Origin of the sequence: Mesorhizobium sp. B2-4-18, from assembly GCF_006441385.1 — a bacterium.
GTDB lineage: Bacteria > Pseudomonadota > Alphaproteobacteria > Rhizobiales > Rhizobiaceae > Mesorhizobium > Mesorhizobium australicum.
The window spans coordinates 56982-75627 of sequence record NZ_VFUW01000012.1; the positions used below are offsets into that span (position 1 = coordinate 56982).

At 61.1% G+C, this 18646-nt stretch carries 18 protein-coding genes; 9 read left to right on the forward strand and 9 right to left on the reverse strand.

Translation table 11 applies throughout. The annotated features are described in order from the left end of the window. Nucleotides 1–142: 142 nt before the first annotated feature. A complete protein-coding gene (locus tag FJ527_RS24855) occupies nucleotides 143–778 on the reverse strand; it encodes a CGNR zinc finger domain-containing protein (RefSeq protein ID WP_246677793.1) in 636 nt (211 codons plus the stop codon). A 42-nt stretch (nucleotides 779–820) separates the two neighbouring features. Here FJ527_RS24855 and FJ527_RS24860 point away from each other — a divergent pair, with 42 nt between their 5' ends. The 6 genes from FJ527_RS24860 (at nucleotide 821) to FJ527_RS24885 (ending at nucleotide 7446) form a co-directional block, all read left to right on the forward strand. Next, the gene (locus tag FJ527_RS24860; protein ID WP_140824278.1) at nucleotides 821–1768 is read left to right on the forward strand and encodes an EamA family transporter; all 948 of its coding nucleotides are present in this window, start codon (nucleotides 821–823) and stop codon (nucleotides 1766–1768) included. A gap of 780 nt (nucleotides 1769–2548) precedes the next feature. Beyond that, nucleotides 2549–3751 carry a plasmid partitioning protein RepA gene (gene repA, locus FJ527_RS24865; protein WP_140824279.1) on the forward strand — a complete coding sequence of 401 codons (1203 nt, stop codon included), beginning with the start codon at nucleotides 2549–2551 and terminating at the stop codon, nucleotides 3749–3751. A gap of 80 nt (nucleotides 3752–3831) precedes the next feature. Next, nucleotides 3832–4797, forward strand: a complete 966-nt coding sequence (repB, locus tag FJ527_RS24870; protein WP_140824280.1) for a plasmid partitioning protein RepB — start codon at nucleotides 3832–3834, stop codon at nucleotides 4795–4797. Between the two features lie 156 nt (nucleotides 4798–4953). Next, nucleotides 4954–6294: a plasmid replication protein RepC gene (gene repC, locus FJ527_RS24875; RefSeq protein ID WP_140824281.1), complete on the forward strand. Its 1341-nt coding sequence runs from the start codon at nucleotides 4954–4956 to the stop codon at nucleotides 6292–6294. 301 nt (nucleotides 6295–6595) lie between these two features. Next, nucleotides 6596–6931: an antitoxin Xre/MbcA/ParS toxin-binding domain-containing protein gene (locus tag FJ527_RS24880; protein WP_140664019.1), complete on the forward strand. Its 336-nt coding sequence runs from the start codon at nucleotides 6596–6598 to the stop codon at nucleotides 6929–6931. Next, nucleotides 6928–7446, forward strand: coding sequence for an RES family NAD+ phosphorylase (locus tag FJ527_RS24885; RefSeq protein WP_140663897.1), 519 nt, complete (start codon nucleotides 6928–6930; stop codon nucleotides 7444–7446). Before FJ527_RS24880 ends, FJ527_RS24885 begins: the two co-directional genes overlap by 4 nt. 103 nt (nucleotides 7447–7549) lie before the next feature. Here FJ527_RS24885 and FJ527_RS24890 read toward each other — a convergent pair whose 3' ends face one another. After that, nucleotides 7550–8767, reverse strand: coding sequence for a site-specific integrase (locus tag FJ527_RS24890; RefSeq protein WP_140824282.1), 1218 nt, complete (start codon nucleotides 8765–8767; stop codon nucleotides 7550–7552). A gap of 125 nt (nucleotides 8768–8892) precedes the next feature. Here FJ527_RS24890 and FJ527_RS24895 point away from each other — a divergent pair, with 125 nt between their 5' ends. Both FJ527_RS24895 and FJ527_RS24900 read left to right on the forward strand, forming a co-directional pair. Further along, nucleotides 8893–9849: a DUF1403 family protein gene (locus FJ527_RS24895; RefSeq protein WP_140620325.1), complete on the forward strand. Its 957-nt coding sequence runs from the start codon at nucleotides 8893–8895 to the stop codon at nucleotides 9847–9849. Between the two features lie 2 nt (nucleotides 9850–9851). Then, nucleotides 9852–10541 carry an SMC-Scp complex subunit ScpB gene (locus FJ527_RS24900; RefSeq protein WP_140620214.1) on the forward strand — a complete coding sequence of 230 codons (690 nt, stop codon included), beginning with the start codon at nucleotides 9852–9854 and terminating at the stop codon, nucleotides 10539–10541. Nucleotides 10542–10649: 108 nt separating this feature from the next. Here the strand turns inward: FJ527_RS24900 and FJ527_RS24905 are convergent, their stop codons facing one another. From FJ527_RS24905 to FJ527_RS24920, 4 genes are read right to left on the reverse strand one after another with little or no spacing between them, the layout of a single operon-like run. Continuing rightward, the gene (locus FJ527_RS24905; protein WP_140620215.1) at nucleotides 10650–12041 is read right to left on the reverse strand and encodes a thiamine biosynthesis protein ThiF; all 1392 of its coding nucleotides are present in this window, start codon (nucleotides 12039–12041) and stop codon (nucleotides 10650–10652) included. Continuing rightward, nucleotides 12034–12558, reverse strand: a complete 525-nt coding sequence (locus FJ527_RS24910; protein WP_140620217.1) for a Mov34/MPN/PAD-1 family protein — start codon at nucleotides 12556–12558, stop codon at nucleotides 12034–12036. The genes FJ527_RS24905 and FJ527_RS24910 overlap by 8 nt, the downstream gene beginning before the upstream one ends. Beyond that, nucleotides 12506–12982, reverse strand: coding sequence for a hypothetical protein (locus FJ527_RS24915; RefSeq protein WP_140620219.1), 477 nt, complete (start codon nucleotides 12980–12982; stop codon nucleotides 12506–12508). The genes FJ527_RS24910 and FJ527_RS24915 overlap by 53 nt, the downstream gene beginning before the upstream one ends. After that, the gene (locus FJ527_RS24920) at nucleotides 12982–13257 is read right to left on the reverse strand and encodes a hypothetical protein (protein WP_140824284.1); all 276 of its coding nucleotides are present in this window, start codon (nucleotides 13255–13257) and stop codon (nucleotides 12982–12984) included. The genes FJ527_RS24915 and FJ527_RS24920 overlap by 1 nt, the downstream gene beginning before the upstream one ends. Here FJ527_RS24920 and FJ527_RS24925 point away from each other — a divergent pair. Continuing rightward, the gene (locus FJ527_RS24925) at nucleotides 13249–13512 is read left to right on the forward strand and encodes a hypothetical protein (protein ID WP_140824285.1); all 264 of its coding nucleotides are present in this window, start codon (nucleotides 13249–13251) and stop codon (nucleotides 13510–13512) included. The genes FJ527_RS24920 and FJ527_RS24925 overlap by 9 nt on opposite strands. Before the next feature lie 103 nt (nucleotides 13513–13615). Here FJ527_RS24925 and FJ527_RS24930 read toward each other — a convergent pair whose 3' ends face one another. The 3 genes from FJ527_RS24930 to FJ527_RS24940 are packed head-to-tail and all read right to left on the reverse strand — an operon-like array spanning nucleotide 13616 to nucleotide 18299. Continuing rightward, nucleotides 13616–16957: a UvrD-helicase domain-containing protein gene (locus FJ527_RS24930; RefSeq protein ID WP_140620223.1), complete on the reverse strand. Its 3342-nt coding sequence runs from the start codon at nucleotides 16955–16957 to the stop codon at nucleotides 13616–13618. Then, the gene (locus FJ527_RS24935; protein WP_140620225.1) at nucleotides 16958–17557 is read right to left on the reverse strand and encodes a hypothetical protein; all 600 of its coding nucleotides are present in this window, start codon (nucleotides 17555–17557) and stop codon (nucleotides 16958–16960) included. 4 nt (nucleotides 17558–17561) lie between these two features. Further along, nucleotides 17562–18299 (reverse strand): sigma factor-like helix-turn-helix DNA-binding protein, encoded by a 738-nt coding sequence (locus tag FJ527_RS24940; RefSeq protein WP_181166473.1) that lies wholly within the window; start codon nucleotides 18297–18299, stop codon nucleotides 17562–17564. Between the last annotated feature and the right edge of the window lie 347 nt (nucleotides 18300–18646).

Below are 18646 nucleotides of genomic sequence, written 5' to 3' on the forward strand. Positions count from 1 at the left end.
TACACCCCTCCGGCAAACCCGATGCCAGCTGGTATCCTGTCACTGAACTGTGGCGAAAAGGCCCGCTACAGTTGACGCTATGATAGGCGTGACTCAGGGCCACCTGCTTTTACAGCAACATCTGTGGATGGCTGCCATGGCGTCAGTTCCCGGTTCGGGTCTCGCGGATCCTGGCATAATGGCGCGACGCCTTGGCGCGGTTGCCGCAGTCTCCCATGGAACACCAACGACGGTTTTGCGCCCGGCTCTCATCGATGAACAACCAGCCGCAGCCGCGATCGTCGGCACATTGCTTGACCCGTCCTGCCCGCGGGCCGGTCATGAGTTCAGCCGCGGAGATGGCGATCGGCGTGCAAAAATCGAGTTCATTTGGATGCGAGCCGTTCCAGCCGAATTTCCCGGCACGCCATTCCAGCAAAGCGGCTGGCCTGTGATGCAGAAAACGATTGAATGCCTGGACGTGGTCGGCAACGGGACTGACATTTCTGATCTGTGCCACCAGGAGTGCATAGATCGTCTCGCGCAGCGCTATGGCGCTTGCATATGCGGTTTGGGCCCCTTGAAAGTGCCCTCCCCTCCCCCGCGTGAGTTCAGCAGAATCGTTGGAAATGCGCACGCCGTTTTCATCAAGCCAATCCAGCAGTGCCGCGAGCGTGGGAAGCCGCTCCTCAGTGGCTTGCCGCAGGCGCCAGGCGACCGTGTTGACAAAGCGGATCGCTAGATCCTCCTTTGCGACATCGGTCGGCTGCCGCTTTTTCAGGTTGTGCGGGGAACCCAAGCGCGATCTCCGAATTCTAACCTCATAAGAGGTTTTACGCCTATGAAGCTCCCCAGCGCAAGTTTTCTCCTGATAGCTGCCTTCGGCGCCATCTACTTCATCTGGGGCTCGACTTACCTGGCCTTGGCGCTGGCCCTGCAATCACTGCCGCCATTCCTGCTGATCGCGGCGCGCTGCCTCGTGGGTGGTCTGATCCTTTTCATCATTGCCGCAGCATCCGGTGCGAAGCCTCCGTCCAGGAGGTCCCTGCTCTTCGGCGTCATATGCGGATTACTGTTCTTCTGCGGATGTCACGGCATCCTTGCCAACGTTCAGCAGCGTGTTCCAACAGGCCTGGCCGCAATCATGCTGGCGACCATTCCCTTGTGGATTGCGGCGCTTCAGACAGGCCTCCGACGTCCCGATCGGCCAAGCCCCTTGTCACTGACCCTTCTTGTCCCCGGTGTCGTTGGCGTTGCGCTGATAGCCTGGGAAGAAGGTGCTGGCGGAATCGGGGCGGTGCACTTCATCGACATCTTCTTGCTGCTTGGCGCGTCCCTGTCCTGGAGCGTCGGAACGGTGGTATCCGAACGGTCCCCAACGTCCAGCACCCCATTGGTGATGTCTATCATCGAATTGTGGGCTGGCGCCGCTGCCTTGGCGGTTGTCGGTGCCGCCAAGGGCGAAGTGAGCCTTGTTCACCCCTCCTCGATCACGGCGTTGTCGGTCGCTGGGTGGGCATACCTCACCGTCGCCGGAACGGTGATCGCCTTTGCTGCCTACGTCTGGCTGCTCCGCAAAGTCACGCCGACCTTCGTAGCGACCTATACCTTCGTCAACCCGATCATCGCTGTGTTGCTCGGCTGGGCCTTTCTCGGGGAGGTTCCGTCGATATGGATGGCGAGTGGCGCGCTCCTCGTGATCCTTTCCGTGAGCGGCCTGCTTTTCACCAGCTCCGCTCGAGGTTCCAGGAGACCAAACAACGCCCGGACCGAATTTGCCGTCGACTAGCGGCACGTTCCGGTTGAGGCTCGGCATCGCAGCGGCAGTGTCTTGCAATGTTGCCTGCTCGGAGCCGAGATGGCGAACGCGGGCCAGAGGCCGTGGACGAAGCCAATGACTCGAGCAGCAACAGCTTGTCCTGGGTATCGCAGATGACAGGGTTGAGGAGGCACAAGGAAGCTATCACCAGGACCTTTATCGTCTACGAGTCGGTAATCGCCGTCATTGGCCACTACAACGCAATTTAGCCTGTGCGATGCGCCGGCTTATGACACGGCGGGGCTGGCGCTCATGACCGTCTCAGCAGCCGTCGCCGCTGGCAGTAGCCGCTTGTCGCCGGCGGCGCGCCTGGAATAGAGCAGCCGTCCGGCACGCGCTCGCGCTGCGTTGTGCCAGGCGCTTCGGGCCAGTCAGTTCTGAACTTGCAGGGCTGCTCCTGATCAACGCGCCCGGCCGCCAGGCCATGTGTGCGGGTGACCGACACCAGGGCCCCGGCCCATGCAGAGATATCTCGCCCCCCGGGTCGAAGGACGCCGTTTCCCCTCCCCGGTGTGGCGACAGTGGTGGCAACTTTACTGTTTGTACTTTACTGCAGTAAATTTCCGCAAAAACCTAAATCGAAACAGTGTGGTAGCTCACGCCAGCAGACGTTTCTACCGGCGTGTCGACCGCTCGGGCCGTTAACCTCCTGTTAACCCAAAAGCTCTTGCTCGGGATGGCGAATCGGAGCTTAATGGCGGTTGTTGGTCTGTTTCCCAGCAAAAAGCGCCAATTCAGGTCTCCGGAAGTATGAACATCGCGATGCGGCTGCCCAGCTTTGAGTTTGACGACAAGATCCTCGAGCACGGGGCGGAGATATCGCGTCGGCTCAATCAGCTGCGCATGGAGAAGTTTCCTCCGAACGCCACGAAGACCCTGCGCACCTTCTCCATGGCCGAGGTAGCGCACTATCTTGGTGTGTCGCAAAACAATCTGAAGCGCCTCCATCTCGAAGGCAAGGGGCCCCTGCCCGAACAAGCGCAGTCGGGTCGACGCTCTTATACGGCCGACCAGATGCTGGAGCTTCGCCAGTTCCTCGACCAGCATGGCAGGACGGAGGTTAAGAAATACGTCCCGCACCGCAAGCCCGGAGATAAGCTGCAGGTCATCGCGGTGGTCAATTTCAAGGGAGGAAGCGGCAAGACCACGACCGCGGCTCACCTCGCCCAGCACCTGGCACTTACCGGCCATCGCGTGCTTGCCATCGATCTCGATCCGCAAGCGTCTTTGTCGGCACTCCACGGCTTCCAGCCGGAACTCGACCGGAACCTCTCGCTCTATGAGGCGATCCGCTATGATGCGGAGCGTAGGTCCATAGCCGACGTCATCGTCCCGACGAATTTCCCCGGCCTCGACATTGTTCCTGCAAATCTCGAACTTCAGGAATATGAGTACGATACGCCGTTGGCAATGCAGGACAAATCATCCAATGCCGGCCGCCAGTTCTTTTTGCGCATAGCCAGGGCCTTGAGCGACGTCGACGATCGCTATGACGTCGTCGTCGTCGACTGTCCTCCGCAGCTCGGCTATCTGACCTTGACCGCCATGTCGGCAGCGACGTCGGTGCTGATTACGGTTCATCCGCAAATGCTCGATCTCATGTCCATGAGCCAGTTTCTGCTGATGCTCGGCGGCATCCTAAAAACCATCAAGGGAGCCGGAGCCGAGATCCAACTCGACTGGTTCAGGTATCTGATCACCCGTTACGAGCCCACCGACATTCCGCAGGCCCAGATGGTAGGCTTCATGCAATCGATGCTGGCCGGCCAGATCCTTGAGCATCCGATGCTGAAGTCGACTGCCATATCGGACGCCGGGCTGACCAAGCAGACGCTCTACGAGGTCGAGAAATCTTCGTTCACGCGCACGACCTACGATCGGGCGATGGAATCCCTTGATGCGGTCAATTCCGAAATCGTCTCGCTCGTCCATCGCGCGTGGGGGAGGGCGTGATGGCGATGAATTTTACTGCAGTAAAAACGCAGATTTTTGTCCACAAAATCAGACTAGTAGCTGATTTGAGGAGGGGCTGAATGGCGCGCAAGGACATTTTCGATAGCGTGATGGGGTCCGCTGCGGTGGAGCAGACCAGGGATGTGTCGAGCTACGCTGTTCGCGGCGCATCGCGATCCATCATGCAGTCCTTTGAAGAGCTGTCGAAAAGCTCGGTTGTCGATCTCGACCCAGAGCTGGTGGACACCTCGTTTGTGTCGGACCGGATTGGCGAGGATGAGCAGGAATTCTCCGAGTTGGTGCGGGCGATCCAGGAGCGCGGACAGGATTCGCCCATTCTGGTCAGGCCGCATCCGGCTTCCCCCGGGCGCTACCAGACAGTGTTCGGGCATCGGCGCGTCAGGGTCGCACGTGCGTTGGGGCGCCCAGTGCGAGCCGTTGTCAAGCAAATGGACGATCGCGATCACGTCGTCGCCCAGGGCCAGGAGAATGCGGCTCGCGCCAACCTGTCCTTTGTCGAGCGGACGCTGTTTGCCGAGCGCCTGCTCAAGCAGGGCTATTCGGCCGATATCGTTAAATCGGCCTTGGCGCTCGACGATACGACCTTCTCGAAGATGCGGTCCGTGTCGAGCAACGTCTCCGAATCCGTCATCATGGCCATCGGGGCGGCCAAGGGGATCGGCCGTGACCGCTGGTGGCAGTTGGCCAAGCTCATGGAGCATCCGGCCAATGCCGCCAGGGCGCAGGCGCATGTCCAGTCCGCCCAGTTCCAGCAAGCCGGCAGCGATGCGCGGTTCCAGGCGCTCTATGAACTGCTGGCGGCAACCGTCCACGGTGCGAAATCAACGCCGACGCGGGCCGTGGAAAGGGCCTGGGCGACAAAAGACAATTCCGTAAAGGCAAGGATCACCGATACCGGGAAGGTTTTCACCCTGGCTTTTAAATCCAGAGAGGCATCGGCGTTCGGTGCTTTCATTACCGGCAGGCTCGAGGAACTGTTCGAGGCGTTCCGAGAGACGGAATCCAGGAAGACAACAGGAGACTGAACCGCAAAAGAAAAAGGCCCCCGAACGTCACCGTCACGGAAGCCCTTCTCAGGTCTGTAGCAAGCCGAGAATCGCAAATCCGCGAATCACTGTCAAGTGCTATTAGGCGTCGTTTGGCGAGCAGATTTCTTTTGTCTGACTAGAGGCAAAGGGAAAATGGTTACGCATATCTCAACGACGCCATTTGGGCGGCGGCCACTGACGCTTGCTCAGATGGCAAGCCAGGCAGGTGCAAAGGCGATCGACCGAACGGCGGCTGTGCCCAAATGGCAGGCCTTTCGAGACATCACAGAGGCCAGGGACGCCATAGGCGCGACCGATCGTTCGCTGGCGATCCTCAATGCGCTGCTGTCGTTTCACCGCGAGGACGATCTTTCCGGGGAGGGGGGCCTGGTCGTGTTCCCCTCCAATGAGCAGCTAATCCGGCGTGCCAACGGCATGTCGCCGGCGACGCTTAGGCGCCACCTGTCCGTCCTTGTGACGTGTGGCTTGGTGATCCGTCGTGACAGCCCGAATGGCAAACGCTTTGCTCGCAAGGGGGAGGGCGGGCAGATCGAGCAGGCCTATGGCTTCGACCTTGCGCCAATCGTGGCTCGTGCCGAGGAATTCAAGCAGTTGGCGGCCGCCGTGCAAGCAGAGCGGAAGGCCTACAGGCTGGTCAAGGAGCGTCTCACCATCTGCCGGCGCGACATCGTCAAGATGATCGATGCAGGGCTCAATGAACAGGTTCCGTGTGATTGGCGCCGGTTTCAGAAGCGGTATGAGGCGGCGGTCGCTCGATTGCCGCGGACAGCCTCACGCCAGTTGCTGGAGTCGGTTGCCGACGAGTTGGAGGACATCTGGGCCGAAGTGCATCAGCTGCTGGAAACATTCGTTAAATCACAAGATATGAACGCCAATGAGTCCCATTCCGAGCGCCACATACAGAATTCAAACCCAGACTCTCATTCTAACGATGAAACTGAAGATCGCCAGGAAAACGAGAAAGAAGCGAGCGGCAGTGCCGGGTCCGACAACAATGTTCACAGCCTGCCCAAACGGGAGTTGCCTCTGGGAATGGTGCTGGACGCATGTCCGGAAATCCTGAACATGGGCCGCGGCGCCCAGATTCGATCCTGGCGTGACTTTGTTGCGGCGGCCGAACTTGCCCGGCCCCATATGGGGGTCAGCCCCAGCGCATGGCAGGAGGCGGTCCAGGTGATGGGGCCCGAAAACGCGGCCATAACGATAGCTGCGATGCTGCAGCGAACCGACCAGATCAACAGTCGGGGCGGCTATCTCAGGAACCTGACGGAGCGGGCTCGCAACGGCCAGTTTTCGGTGTGGCCGATGGTCATGGCGCTGCTGCGCGCAAGGCTTGATGCAAAGACCAGCCAGAACGCCGGCAAGCCGCTCTGGAAGGACAGCGCGCATCAGGATGGGCCGGCCAGCGCCCCAAGATCCGCTGAGATCAGCGAGGCGCTGCGGCTCAGCATGAAACGGAAAGGCTGGGATTGATTGAGGAGGGACGGACCCCGTCGTGCCTATTGATCAATCCCGCTCAAGGCCAAGCTGTTTAGCCGGTGTAATGGGTCGCGTGCTGTCACGTCGTAAGTCGAGCAGGGGAATGCTCTAGATCAGCCTGGGGCGGGCCATCCAACAGCCTCTTCGGTGGTCGCCTCGGTTCGGAGACTTGATGCTGACCGTAAAGTGCCCTATGTTTTGCCTAGTATTTGTGACGTCTGACATGACAGGTTTGTAAGCTGTGGGCCACGCACTCAGAAAAATCGCCCCGAACGCACCGTTGGTTTTGCTTTATATGGATCCGGCCGGGAACATTGCTGTCGACCAGGTGGCGGATGGCTTTGGAATGTCCAAGGGCCAATTGGCCGAGACGGCCGGCCTTGCTCGCGAGACCCTTTATCGATTGGAGCGCAGCCGCGCCGCCAAAACACAGGGGCGACTTCGTGAGATGCTTGAGATCATCAGCCGCGTGACGGATTGGGCGGGGGGAAAGGACCAGGCGATGGCGTGGTATCGAGCCCAGCCGCTTGCGGCATTCGGAGGGCGCACCGCCGAAGCGCTCGTGAAAGAGGGCAAGGCTGGTGCCGTTCGTGACTATCTCGATCACATGGCGCTTGGCGGCTTTGCTTGAGGTTCGTTGGAACCTGCTACAGGGCACATGATCCGCGTTGGGCTTTCAAACCGACTTCCGGTGAGGGAGCCGCGATCAGGGGTGCGCGCTTTAATCCCAAAGGTGTGCCCGCACTCTACCTGGCCCTGACCATCATGACGGCGGTCAAGGAAGCCAATCAGGGCTTCGCGCATCGGATCGATCCGTGCGTGCTGTGTTCCTACGAGGTTGATTGCGAGGCCATTGTGGACCTGACAACGGGGAAGGGGAGGGGAGAAGCGTCCGTCACGCTCGACGAGGTGTCGTGCGCCTGGGCGACGGCGCTCAGCAACGGGGAACGCCCGGCTTCATGGGATGTCCATGACCGCCTGCGTTCTCGAGGCATTGCCGGCATTCTGGTGCCAAGCTTTGCGCCGGGCGCCGAGGCAGAAGATTGCAATCTCGTGCTTTGGGATTGGGGGCCAGATCTGCCGCACAAGGTGACGGTATTCGATCCGAGCGGACGGTTGCCGAAAGACCAGCTATCCTGGCTATGACGGCCCTTTAACGAGTTTGGCGGCTTGCGGCGCCAACTCAAACCAGATCGTCATCTGGTCTTTCTGGACATCTGGTTCGGGGCAGGGGAGGGCGCTTTTCCTGCTACAACCCGCTCGCTTTGGTGAGATTGACGCGGAACCGATCGCGACGGCGCTGGTATTTGCGGGTCATTTCAGCCGAGGTGTGGCCGAGCTGCTTTTGCACATGGCGCTCGTCGACCTCGGCTGAGGAGGCCAGACCGGCTCGCAGCGAATGTCCCGAAAACCTTTGGCCGCGTTCGCCTTCCGGCAGATCACCCCGCACGCCGGCAGCAAGTGCCGCGCGCTTGACCAGCCGTGCCACCTCCTGGTCGTTGAGCCGCTCGGCGCCGACCGCCTTGCCTTGGGCGGTGACACGGCGAAACAGCGGCCCATAGCCTATTCGTGCCAGTCTCAGCCACGCCTCCAGGGCCACGATAGGGCAGGTGGCGTCCGCCGAACCGCGGCCAATCTCAACTTCGCGCCAACCGGTCTTGCCGCGCAGCGTGACCAGGACGCCTTTGCCAGGGAAGAATTCGATCCAGCCACGACCGTCTTCGGTCTGGTCACGGGCCACGTCGAGCCCGACGATCTCCGAGCGGCGAAGTCCGCCCGCAAAGCCAAGCAAAAGCATGGCGCGGTCGCGCAAGCCGCGCAGCGTGCCTCGATCGAGCGTCTCCAGCATGGCAATGAGATCTTCGGGGAGAATGGCCTCCTTCTGCACAGGTGGCTTGGCGTGGCTGTTGCGAATGCCGGCCAGCACAGTGGCGATATGCCGGTCTTTTCTGTCCAGCGGCTGACCGCGCTGGGCATAATTCCAGGTCAGCGAGGACAGACGCCGTTCAATCGTCGCAACGGTTTTTTTATCCCCTCCAGACCCAGAAGCCAGCGCCGTGATGTAGAGCCCGACCATCTGCGGATCCGGCGGCATCGGGTCAAAATATTGCCGGCGGCACCAGGCGCCAAAGTGCTTCCAGTCTGCAGCGTAGGCGCGGCGAGTGTTGGCCGAGCTCGCCGCCTCGACATAGTCACGGGCGCGCCCAGCAAGCGCCTCAAGATGCGCCGGCAGGCGCGGATTGGCGACGTCCGGAAGAGGGGAGGGAGCTTCGGCCGGCGGTTCTTCCGGCGTCGTGCCCATGGCCATGACGACGTCGATGATGTCGGGCAAGTCGTCGGCGCGGGGCGCGTCGGGCTCCACCGACAGCCTCGCGGACGAAACATCGTCCTGCGCTGCCGTGCTGTGCGACGGTGCGGAGGGTGGCGCGACGTGATTTTCGGGGTTTTGATCGACGAGAGAGGCCATTCGCTCTATAGAGAACAAAACGAACGATAAGGCAACATTATCATTCGTTTTATTGCACTGACAGGCTGTGCGTTTTGGCGCAAAAATCATGGCAAAAAGCGCACCGGCGCTTTACCCTCCAAATCATGATTCGCCTCGATCCCGCGACCGCCAGCTCCTCTGCGCCGCCCTCCATTCCGGCCTGGGCGCTCGCGTCGGGCGGCGCGCTCGGCGACGTCGACGCCGCCTTCCGGGCCGGCGCCGCCCTGGGTGCGCTCGACAGCCTCGCCCGCGCGCAGCCCGCCTGGGCCGGCGCCTGGCGCCAGCGGCTGGCGCTCAACTGCGCCGCCGCCAGCATGCGGCTGGCCGGCCGCGCCGAGGACGAAGCCGCGTTGCGCGATGCCTGGTACCTGCGCTCGGCCGGTGCCGATCCCGGTCCCGCCGGCGCGATCTTCGCCGCCTGGCGGCGGTTGTCCGTCCAGCCGCCTGTCGCCGACTCCGATCGGCTCGAAAAGATCGTCGACCAGCTTGGACTCCATTGGGACGGCGCCTCTCTCGCTGACCTCTGCACGGCGATCGGCGAAGCAGCGAGGTCGCCGCGGCCGGCCCCGTTCGCTGCCGCGGCGATCGCCGCCCGTGTCGTTGCCATGCGGCCCGATGCCGAGCTTTTGGCTTGGTGGCTCGCCGACCTGGTGCTGGCGCAGAGCCTGCATTGGCCGCGGCCACTGCCGCTGTTGATGGCGCAGGTTTTTGGGCCGGCATTTCGGTCCGCGGACGCGCGCGGCAAAAGAATCCGGCCGGGAGAAGAGGGGTTTGAAGCAGCGATCTGTGTGGCGCTGGCGCAGGCGGCAGCCGATGCCTGCCGGCTGGCCGCCGAGCTGTCCCGCCGCGCCGACAAACTCCTGGTGGTGGCGCCAAAGCTGCGCGCGAAAGGCGCCGGCGACGTGATTTTTTTGCTGCTCAACGAGGACGCCGTTTCCGGATCGCTGACAACCAAAACCCTGTCGCGTTTTGCGGCGCGACGCCTGTTCGACCGGCTGCAGCAATTGGATGCCGTGCGCGAGCTGTCGGGCCGCCAAACCTTTCGGCTGTTTGGACTCTAGCGATGAGCGAAGCCTCTGCCCGCCGCAAAACAAGCGATCAGCCGGCGCTGCTGGACACCGAGCTCGACCACCTGCCGCCAGAACTGCGCTGGCGCGAATGGATGGGCCGCGTCGAAGCGGTGATCTTTGCCGCCAGCGAACCGGTGACACGTAGTGTCCTCGCGCGGGTGGTGGGAAGAAACTGCAATCTCGAGCTGATCATCGACGACATCCGCGCCGAGCTCGCCGGCCGCCCCTACGAGCTGGTGTCGGTCGCCGGCGGCTGGCAGCATCGGACCAAGAAAGCCTTTGGCGACGTCATCCGCTCCGCCTTTGGCACGGCCGCCGGGGAGGGGACAAAAGAGCTGTCGCAGGCGGAGGCGCTTGTTTTGATGTGCATTGCCTATTTCCAGCCGATCACGCGTGGCGAGCTGTCGAGCTTCTTCGGCAAGGAGGTGTCGCGCGATCTGATCGGCGTGTTGCGCGCGCAGGAGCTGATCGCCTCGGGGCCGCGCAGCCCCACTCAAGGCGCGCCCTACACCTATGTGACGACGAAAACCTTTCTGTCGCAGTTCGGGCTCGACACGCTGCGCCAGCTGCCGGATTTCGAGGCGCTCGAGGATGCCGGGCTGCTGTCGAAGGAAAAGCTACTGGCCGGGATCATCCCGCTCGCAGCAGAAACGGCCTCACTCGATGACGACGATATGGTGTGAGCCATCTCGTGTCGCTGCTTGCCGCCACGAGTCCCCTGTCGACTGATTGCGCACGTGTGATGCAGAGCGGGCGAGGGAAGTTGTATCTCGGGTGGGCGGACATCCTCCTCAGGCCAATCCGGCCGTGCCAAACAGAACGATGTCATGAGCTTCGCGCAGCACCAGGCTACGATGCTGTGGTGCCCTAAGATCCAAATTGACGACGGTCGGGCGAACGCCATCAGCGACCATCCGGATCGTTTGCGAAATCAGGACGGCAGCAGCAATCATACCGACAAAGGGAGCGCCCACCGCCACTTGTCCCAACCGCGTCAGGCCGCATTCGTCGAGATCGCCGCGATCATGAAGATCCTTATAAGCAGGCGGGCGCCCAGCCAGGGCAACGGGCGCATTTCCTTGATGCCCCGCTTCGTCCATCTCCGGGTCGTCGGCCCAGATATCGAGCGCCTTGTTTGGTGCCGGGAAGCTATGGGTTCTGATCAGGCGGAAATCCTCCACGCCGCTACCGAGGCCGGCCTCGAAGACCGTCGCAAAGCCCGCGCCTTCGAGGATGGCCCGCGCCTGGGGGTTATCCACTCCGCAAAGCGCCAGCAGGGGTTCGTCGTGGCCAACACGCAGGTCGGAAGCGAACCTCCGCTCGACGAGCCTGGACTGGAAGCCGCGGGCCTCAACCCAGTCAGCGCAGACGCGGGTCTTCAGCCGCCCAGCGTCTGTAGCGAAAGTGAGAACGGACGTACTCTCGGTCGACGGCCCGGCCCGGTCGACGTCCTGAAGGAAGATGCGGACATTTGACGGATCGGCAAAAGGAAGGAGGCCGATCGTCCATAGAAAAGCCTGGCCGAGATGGCCAAGCCCAATCACCCAGAAATCCGATGGGAACTGTGCCACGGCGGGTCCATCAGACGTCGGCGATCTCCAATCGGCGGACCCTTTGAGGTCCCACAGCGACATCCCAATTGGTCGGTGTCCCGCCATCGGCTCGCCATCGAAATGGGCGAAGACTTCCGACACGGCTAGCGCTCCAGCAAGCACGCCAGAGGGAGTAAACTCGGCACAGTCGGCGAGGGCAGGGGCGCCGAAGGGCACTAGGCCGGCTCGCCAGCCTTCGAATGTTGTTCTGATAGCAAAACCCGCGCGATCGACCGCCGGCGGAGCTCCGATGCTGACAAGCGGAACGCCTTGCGGGATGTTCTCGACGACGATGCCCTGAAGGTGTCCTACTGCGTCAGCCAGGGTCGCACCGGCAACGACCGGCACAGTCAAACGCGCGTCTGGGGCGCCCGACACCGTAACGCCGCCAAGAAAGGTGCGGCGAGCGCAATTGAGAGCGGTGAGCAGCGCCGCCTGATGGGTCGGGCTCGAGGCTGCGCTCTCGCCGATGAAAAGATGCATCCGGAAAGAATGCAACTGCTGCTGGGCTTCCTCCGCGGTAGCGGCCGTGCCGCGATCCATGAAGAGCTTGGCGGACCTGTTCAGGGTATCAATGATATCTTCAGCCATAGATTATTCCTTCTATGCGCAGTGTGGGCCGCAGAAGCGACCGTTTGAGTGCGGTCCAGCGAAAACGGCCCAGGTAGCGGTAGAGCCCGATCTCCTCGAAGCTGATCGGCTCGGCGGCAAAGCGAGGCAGGATCATTGCGATGTGACCCGGCTCGGCGATCATTGGATGCAGCCGATCAGATTCGCTTTGCCCGGCACTGCCGGGATGGGTGTGAACATCGGCCACGACAACTTCGCCACGTTCACGGCAGATGTTCCACAAATCCGCCATCGAGCCGCCGTCGATCTCGATGATGCCGGTATCGAACGCGTGAGGATCGATCTCGTCGTAGAACACGATAGAGCTGACCCTACGGTGCGCTGCAGTCGGCCCGAGCAGGAAGGCGCCGCTTTCACGGCGATTGCCGCCTCGCACGCGCAGCCCCTCAAGCAGCTCGACCCAGAGGCCAGCCGAGATGGAAAGATCAGGCGGCCGGCCGAACAGGCGCGAAATAAGCAAACGAAGCCAAAAGGTCATGGATGATCTCCAGATAATGAACAATTCCGCGGGCGGGCTTCCAGAGCAGTTCGGGGTGTTCCACGATCCACTGCTCGTGGCCGGGCAACGCCATCCGGTCACATGGCAAATAGAGGGCTGCGGCGTTCCAGTTGGGATTGAAGGCCGCCGCCACCCGGCCCGCTCCCTTGGGCCAATATCCTGCGGCAAGCGGCGCGCCGGTCTCTATGTCGCAAGGCCTGGCGTTCGGCAGCTGCACTGGATAACCGTCCAGAAGAAAACGGAACCCCCATTCGGTGCCATCGCGCGCTCTGATAGCGAAGTCGGCGGTCGGCCACGCTACGCGCAGCAGGCGCCATTGTTGTTTGATCGTGCCGAGTTGGAAATCAGGGCGCTTCAGGTGTTCCCGGAACGCCCTTTCCTCGGCCGTCGCCAAAGCTTCCATCAGCCCTGCACCAACTTCTTGCGGACCAGGTCGAACACCACGGTGCAGCTTTCGCCGGTGAAGCTGCCCAGATGCGCATTCTGGGGCGGCTGGACGCGGCTGCCATGGATCTGGAGGACGTGTTCCTCGGCCTCCTCCTTGCCAAGGCCCGCCTTTTCCACGGCCCAGCGGGTTACCTTTGCGATCGTCGCCGAGGGCGCAAACTTGTGCTTGAAGGCTTCCGTCTTGTAGTGGACGGTGACGTCGACTTTGCGGCAACGGTGTGCATGGAACACCGGGTGATCATGCCCATGGAGCGGGTGGTGGTGTTCCAGGGGCTCGTCGTCGTCCTCCTTGAAAATCAGGAGCTCGGCGACATCGATACCGCGCTCCTTCACCACGGCAAGGAGATCTCCGACGACGGCAGCCCCTTCCAGTTCGAGGCGATCGAGAGGCTCGGCTCCGGCCGCGAAAAAGATTACAGTTTTCATCTATCAGTTTCCTCTATTCCGGCACGGCAACAGGCCGCCCTTGAACATTGGATCGGCTGAGTTCAACGAAAGCGGAAAGGCAGCTGCCAAGATTTTTTAGAGGATTGGTTTCGCCGCTGGTGCTTCGGCCGCCAAAACGGTGCTGCCGAAGAAAGGGTCCCGGTCAGGCTTCGGCGTTCGGGGCGGCGCAAATGAAGAGGTAAGGACAGCGCGGGCAGCGGAAATCGTCCTTCCTTGGCTCATAGAGCCCGTTCCGGATATCTGCGATCGCCGCCTCGCAGTCGCCCAGACGCTTGTCGAACTTCGCCTTTGTCTGGCCCATCTCAAGGACTGAGCCCAGGAGCAGGTAATGGTTCTCGACACGCGTTTGGGGGCCGAGCGTCTCTTCGACGGCTTTGAGAAGAAGGGTCGCTGACAGCCGATCCGCATCGCCGGCCGATTGCCGCCCCGAACGGATTGTCTTGACAACGTGGTTGTCGCCGTCGCGAACGATACGGTCTACCTCCAGGCCTACGGTCTCGCCACCAATGGACGTGGAGAGGCGGCCATTGGTGGCGGCCGCTCCAGCAGCCGAAGCGTGCAACCGATCGAGCATTGACATAGTCAGCTTGCGATATGCAGCGCCAAACATGTGCTCTTCGAGCTCGCATTCATGCCACGCCTGGTCAAAAATTGCGGCGGCTTCGGCGCGATCATATTCGACGCCTTCGCCGAGTTGGCGAACGAAGGCGATCACCTTTTGCACGCAGCTATGTGCGGCAAGATATGCGCCTGCCTTGGATCGCTGTGACAGGCCTAGGACGCGCGCGTAGAAGAAGCGGCGCGGACATTGCGAGTAGCGCTCCACATCATCTGCTGTCAGCTCATCAGGGGCAGCCGGAAGGCGAATAGGGGGGTAGCTCGGCGGGGGCAATTTGCGGATCACGCCGGCGATAGAATGACCCGGGCCGACGGGAACACGCTCGAGAAATTTTGATGGATTGGCCTTCCGGCCGTTTCGCGTGGTGGGCCGATAGAGTCTGAGGTGCCTCTTTGCCCTCGACATAGCAACAAAGAGGATGCACTCCTCCTCCGCCTCGTGAGCGTGCTCCTCCTCGGAGCCAAGCATTCCGACCGGCGCGGGGCAGGCCGGCGGTCGGTTTGGTGCGGGAACCGCTCCAGCGTAAAGCCCCGGCAGGTGGACTGCCTCGAACTCCAGGCCCTTGGATGCGTGAACGGTCATAAGGCGCACCCCGTCCAGCCCGCTCAGTTCGGGCGGAAGCTGTCTGAGGTCGCGCTCGTCGGCAAGCATGATCATGTGGCGGATGCGATCAAGGGCGCGGCGGATCGGTGTTCCCTTACCGTGGAGGGGCATGGCGCGCAACGCATCGAGGAGTTGGCGCACAGCGACCCGACGCAAGTCATCGGACGGCGACTGACCCGACAGAACCGTCCTTACATAGTCGCTTGTGTCAAAGAGAAACCGGCTAAGCGCCAGCCAGGGTGTCGTGCCTTGGGTAGTCCCTTGCAGGTGACGGGCTAACACCATCAGTCCGGCAAGCCCGACCGGTGAAATTTCCCTAAAGCTCTCGATTTTTCTGAGAAGATCGAAAACCCGTTGCTCGGTAGTGCGTGCGGCCCCGACGACCTTCAGCACGTCCTCTAGGGGAATGCGATATTCGGGAAGACCAGCGATTCGCACCAGGCCCGTGCCTGCGCTGTCGGAAATGATCGAAAGTAGGGAAAGCAGATCGCGAACCTCTGCGCGCTCAAAAAGCGGTCCGAGATAAAGAACGGGTACTCCCCGTGCCTCGAGCTCCTCGGCAACAGTGGCAAGCGAGCCGTTGCTTCTGGCAAGAACAGTCTGGGAGCGAAGCGAAACGCCTCTTGCCTCGAGCTCGCGGATTGACCCGGCAAGGACGTCCATCTCGGTCTGGGTGTCGGCGCATGGAAAAATGGACGGGCTCTCACCGATCGAACCGATTGCGGCATGCAGCGTGTTGGTGCCTGCGAAGGCGCTGACTTTCATGGTGGCGCCAAAGGCCGTGTAGGCCTCGACAATCTCTTCGCTTGAGCGATAGTTCTCTTCCAGGCCGTCCCTTGTTCCCGCGGAGTAGTCGGCTTCAAACCTGGCTATGTTTGCCGCAGATGCGCCACGGAACCGGTAGATGGACTGACGGGCGTCGCCTACGACCCACAGATTGCTGCCTTCGGCAACGATTTCCTTGACAAGCATCGCGCTGGCGCGGTTCACGTCCTGGTATTCATCTATATGGACGTGGGTGAAGCGCTTGCGCATTCCCTCCCGAAAATCCTGGTCCGAGCGCATCAACAGTGTCGGTCGCATGATCAGATCGCCATAGTCGACCGCCTGGTCCTTGATGAGCTGGTTCTGATAGTGCTCGTAGACCAGCGCGACTTCGCGCGCCTTTTCGGCAGCCATCACGTCGTCATCCGACTGTGCCCTCGCGCGAATCTGTTCGGCAGCCCGCGCGTAGTCTTTCCAGCTCCACAATTCGTCCTTGGCGCGTGCGATCGCTCGCAATATGTCGCGAAGCACCAGCGCCGGCTCGAAGAGATTGAGGTAGTGCTTCAGATCAAGCGCTGGCAGGACCTCCTCAAGCATTGCCACGCCTTCACTGGCGTCGACGATCTTTGGATCGTCCGAGACACCGAAGAGCGCATGGTGCTTGCGGATGGTGTCCAATCCGAAAGCATGAAATGTTCCGGTCCAGACATTGACGGCACTTGAGCCCGCTACGCGCTGGACCCGCTCGGCCAGTTCCAGTGCGGCTCTGTTCGAGAACGTGAGAGCCAGGATCTTCTCTGGCGGGACCTTGTCCTTAATCAGGGAGACGATCCTGGCGGTGAGGGTCTTGGTCTTTCCGGTTCCCGGCCCGGCCCCAAGCAGGAATGGCGATCCGCGATGATCGACCGCGCGTGCCTGTGACTCATTGCAATTGTCGTTTGCGGGACTTGACGTCTCGGCCGTGGGCTGTACGTCAGGTAGAAGCAGGCCGTCGGCAAGTTGCTGTAGCGTGGTGTCATAGCGCACCTTGAGGTCTTCAGAGATGCGGCTGGCGTTCATTCCTTGCAGAAATAGTTGCTTGGCAAGCGGCCGCGGCAAAACCAGCTCTCGTCCAAAACTGTTGGCCTGGGCCTCCCGGCGCTCCTTGATGCCATAAGTCTCAATGCGCTGGTTGGGATCCCCGCCATTCGCTTCCGAGCGGGGATAGTAACCCTTCTCCACGCCATCATGGACTTTGAAATGACCAATCTCATGGGCGAGCACCTCGGCCAGTTCGTCATCGGCCAGGTCATTGCGCACGAAGATGAATTTGAATTGACGGTCGAGCGCGCCATGCGCACCGTCCAGCTCATGGTAGTCCGGATCATGTGGTCGGATGGTGAGACCGAGATGTTTTGCCGACCCACGAGCAACCTCGATCGCAGTCAGAGAATCCGACAGTGCGGCTTCCTTCCTGAGCGCCCGAGCAAGTGCGCGAATTGCTGCAAACTGGTCCAATCAAGCTTCCAGGTGCGCGAGCCAAAATTGTTTGTCATCTGGGCTGAGGCCCGAACTTCGAATCGCTTCGGCGAAGCTTACCTTTGTGCCCGTGCGCCTGCCTGAAGGCGCGAAATAATCGGCTGCGGCGTTGATTTGACCCGATTCCAGATGTGACCAGACGTCTGCCATCCTCGCGCCGGTGGCGTCTGCGAGCCAGGTAATCAACTTTCCCGGAATGGTGGTCTCGTCGATGCGACCCCTTACAAGCTGACGAAGGATAACCAGGTCGACGCGGCATCGCTCAGCCAATGCCTGCAGGTCGTCAGTCGATAGTTTCTCGAACGGGTCGGCCGCAGTAGGCATTGTCAACTGCCAAAAGCGCTCCAACAATATTGCATGTTCCGAAACCGTCTGTTCGACGGTGAGGATGTCGTCCGACAAATCACTTCCATCCGAAGCGAACCATTCGGCGGCAAAGGCCAGAATCTCTGCGCGCAGTTGCGGGTTCTCGTTTGCGATCTGATTGATGCGGTCGGCGGTGGCGCCATCCTCAAGTTCGATGTGCACGCCGGCCAGTATATCGTCAAGCTGATCCATAGGAATTTGGTTGCTGCTCATGGCCTCACTCTTTCCCGCGCCTTTGGCGTGGCGCGCTCTCCTCGCTCGCCCGTGCCTTTCGGCTCGCGCTCGTGATCAAATATCGGACGTTGCGGTCCGTACAGCCCATCTGCTCAGCTGCCTCCTTCTCGGTCAGGCCAGCCTCCTGCACGTAGAATATTGCCAGGCGCTCCTTTTCGGTGAGCATCTCGTAGATCTGGTTCAACATCGCTCTGGCCTCCGCCAAAGGCATCGATCCACCTTTGGCCAGGCCCAGCGTATCCGCAGCCTCCTCGCCGGTGAGGTCGGAGCCCGGTTCGATAAGGTCCTCGCGTGAGACCTCTGTCCTAGTGCGAAGACGGACAGCGGCCTTTGCCGTCAGATAAAGCCGCTCCGCACCGAGCTTGAAACTCATCTCGAAGATGTCCAAGCGGTCCGTTTCTATCAACTTCAGCGCTTTGTTCTTGACCAGATCGTCTACGCGCTCTCTGTCTAGATCCGACATACCCCTTGTCATTGGAGCGCCGGCCCGCTGCAGCCTTGAGAAGAACGCAACGATCAGGGCATCATATCGCGCAGTAGGTCGGTTCGGCTTGCAGTTTCGCATCAAGTAAACAAGCGTCTGAGGCCGCAGGTTGCCCGCTGCAGCCAAAGCAAACGACTGCGGCAGCGGCCATTCAAGGACCGCCTCTATCTCGGCCGTCACCGCGTCCGGCCGGACGTAGCGCTCGCCTTGTTTGTTCGATCCCGCCAGTGGCTTCACCGGGCTCTCCCTTGGCAATCCAGTCATCTGGTACTCTGTTGATCTGACGAAGAGCGAAAAAGCGGAAAGAGGAATCCTCACCTTTTTTCAAACCCGCTTTTCCACCCCGCCAACTTCAGTTCCGCGAAGGCCTGCCATCTTCGGTGATGCAGACCCAGAAACGGGCTGTCTGAAACGATTCGACCTTGCAGCCAATTTTCACGAAATGAGTTTATTGAAAATGCACTCGTTTCGCCGGATCAATATTTTCCACGGAATATTTTAACACTATAGCGCCGAGTAACCGGCGGGAAATGTTTCGAACCAAAATCGGACCACGATCCGGTCCGATTCTTGCTATGAGCCAA

Bases quoted from the DNA above. Each gene is read 5' to 3' on its own strand.
- FJ527_RS24935 (WP_140620225.1), bottom strand. From the start codon at position 17,557: ATGAGCAGCAACCAAATTCCTATGGATCAGCTTGACGATATACTGGCC.
- repA (WP_140824279.1), top strand. From the start codon at position 2,549: ATGAACATCGCGATGCGGCTGCCCAGCTTTGAGTTTGACGACAAGATC.
- FJ527_RS24910 (WP_140620217.1), bottom strand. From the start codon at position 12,558: ATGACCTTTTGGCTTCGTTTGCTTATTTCGCGCCTGTTCGGCCGGCCG.
- FJ527_RS24915 (WP_140620219.1), bottom strand. From the start codon at position 12,982: ATGGAAGCTTTGGCGACGGCCGAGGAAAGGGCGTTCCGGGAACACCTG.
- repB (WP_140824280.1), top strand. From the start codon at position 3,832: ATGGCGCGCAAGGACATTTTCGATAGCGTGATGGGGTCCGCTGCGGTG.
- FJ527_RS24895 (WP_140620325.1), top strand. From the start codon at position 8,893: ATGATTCGCCTCGATCCCGCGACCGCCAGCTCCTCTGCGCCGCCCTCC.
- FJ527_RS24890 (WP_140824282.1), bottom strand. From the start codon at position 8,767: ATGGCCTCTCTCGTCGATCAAAACCCCGAAAATCACGTCGCGCCACCC.
- FJ527_RS24860 (WP_140824278.1), top strand. From the start codon at position 821: ATGAAGCTCCCCAGCGCAAGTTTTCTCCTGATAGCTGCCTTCGGCGCC.
- repC (WP_140824281.1), top strand. From the start codon at position 4,954: ATGGTTACGCATATCTCAACGACGCCATTTGGGCGGCGGCCACTGACG.
- FJ527_RS24880 (WP_140664019.1), top strand. From the start codon at position 6,596: ATGGATCCGGCCGGGAACATTGCTGTCGACCAGGTGGCGGATGGCTTT.
- FJ527_RS24925 (WP_140824285.1), top strand. From the start codon at position 13,249: ATGGAACACCGGGTGATCATGCCCATGGAGCGGGTGGTGGTGTTCCAG.
- FJ527_RS24900 (WP_140620214.1), top strand. From the start codon at position 9,852: ATGAGCGAAGCCTCTGCCCGCCGCAAAACAAGCGATCAGCCGGCGCTG.
- FJ527_RS24905 (WP_140620215.1), bottom strand. From the start codon at position 12,041: ATGGCTGAAGATATCATTGATACCCTGAACAGGTCCGCCAAGCTCTTC.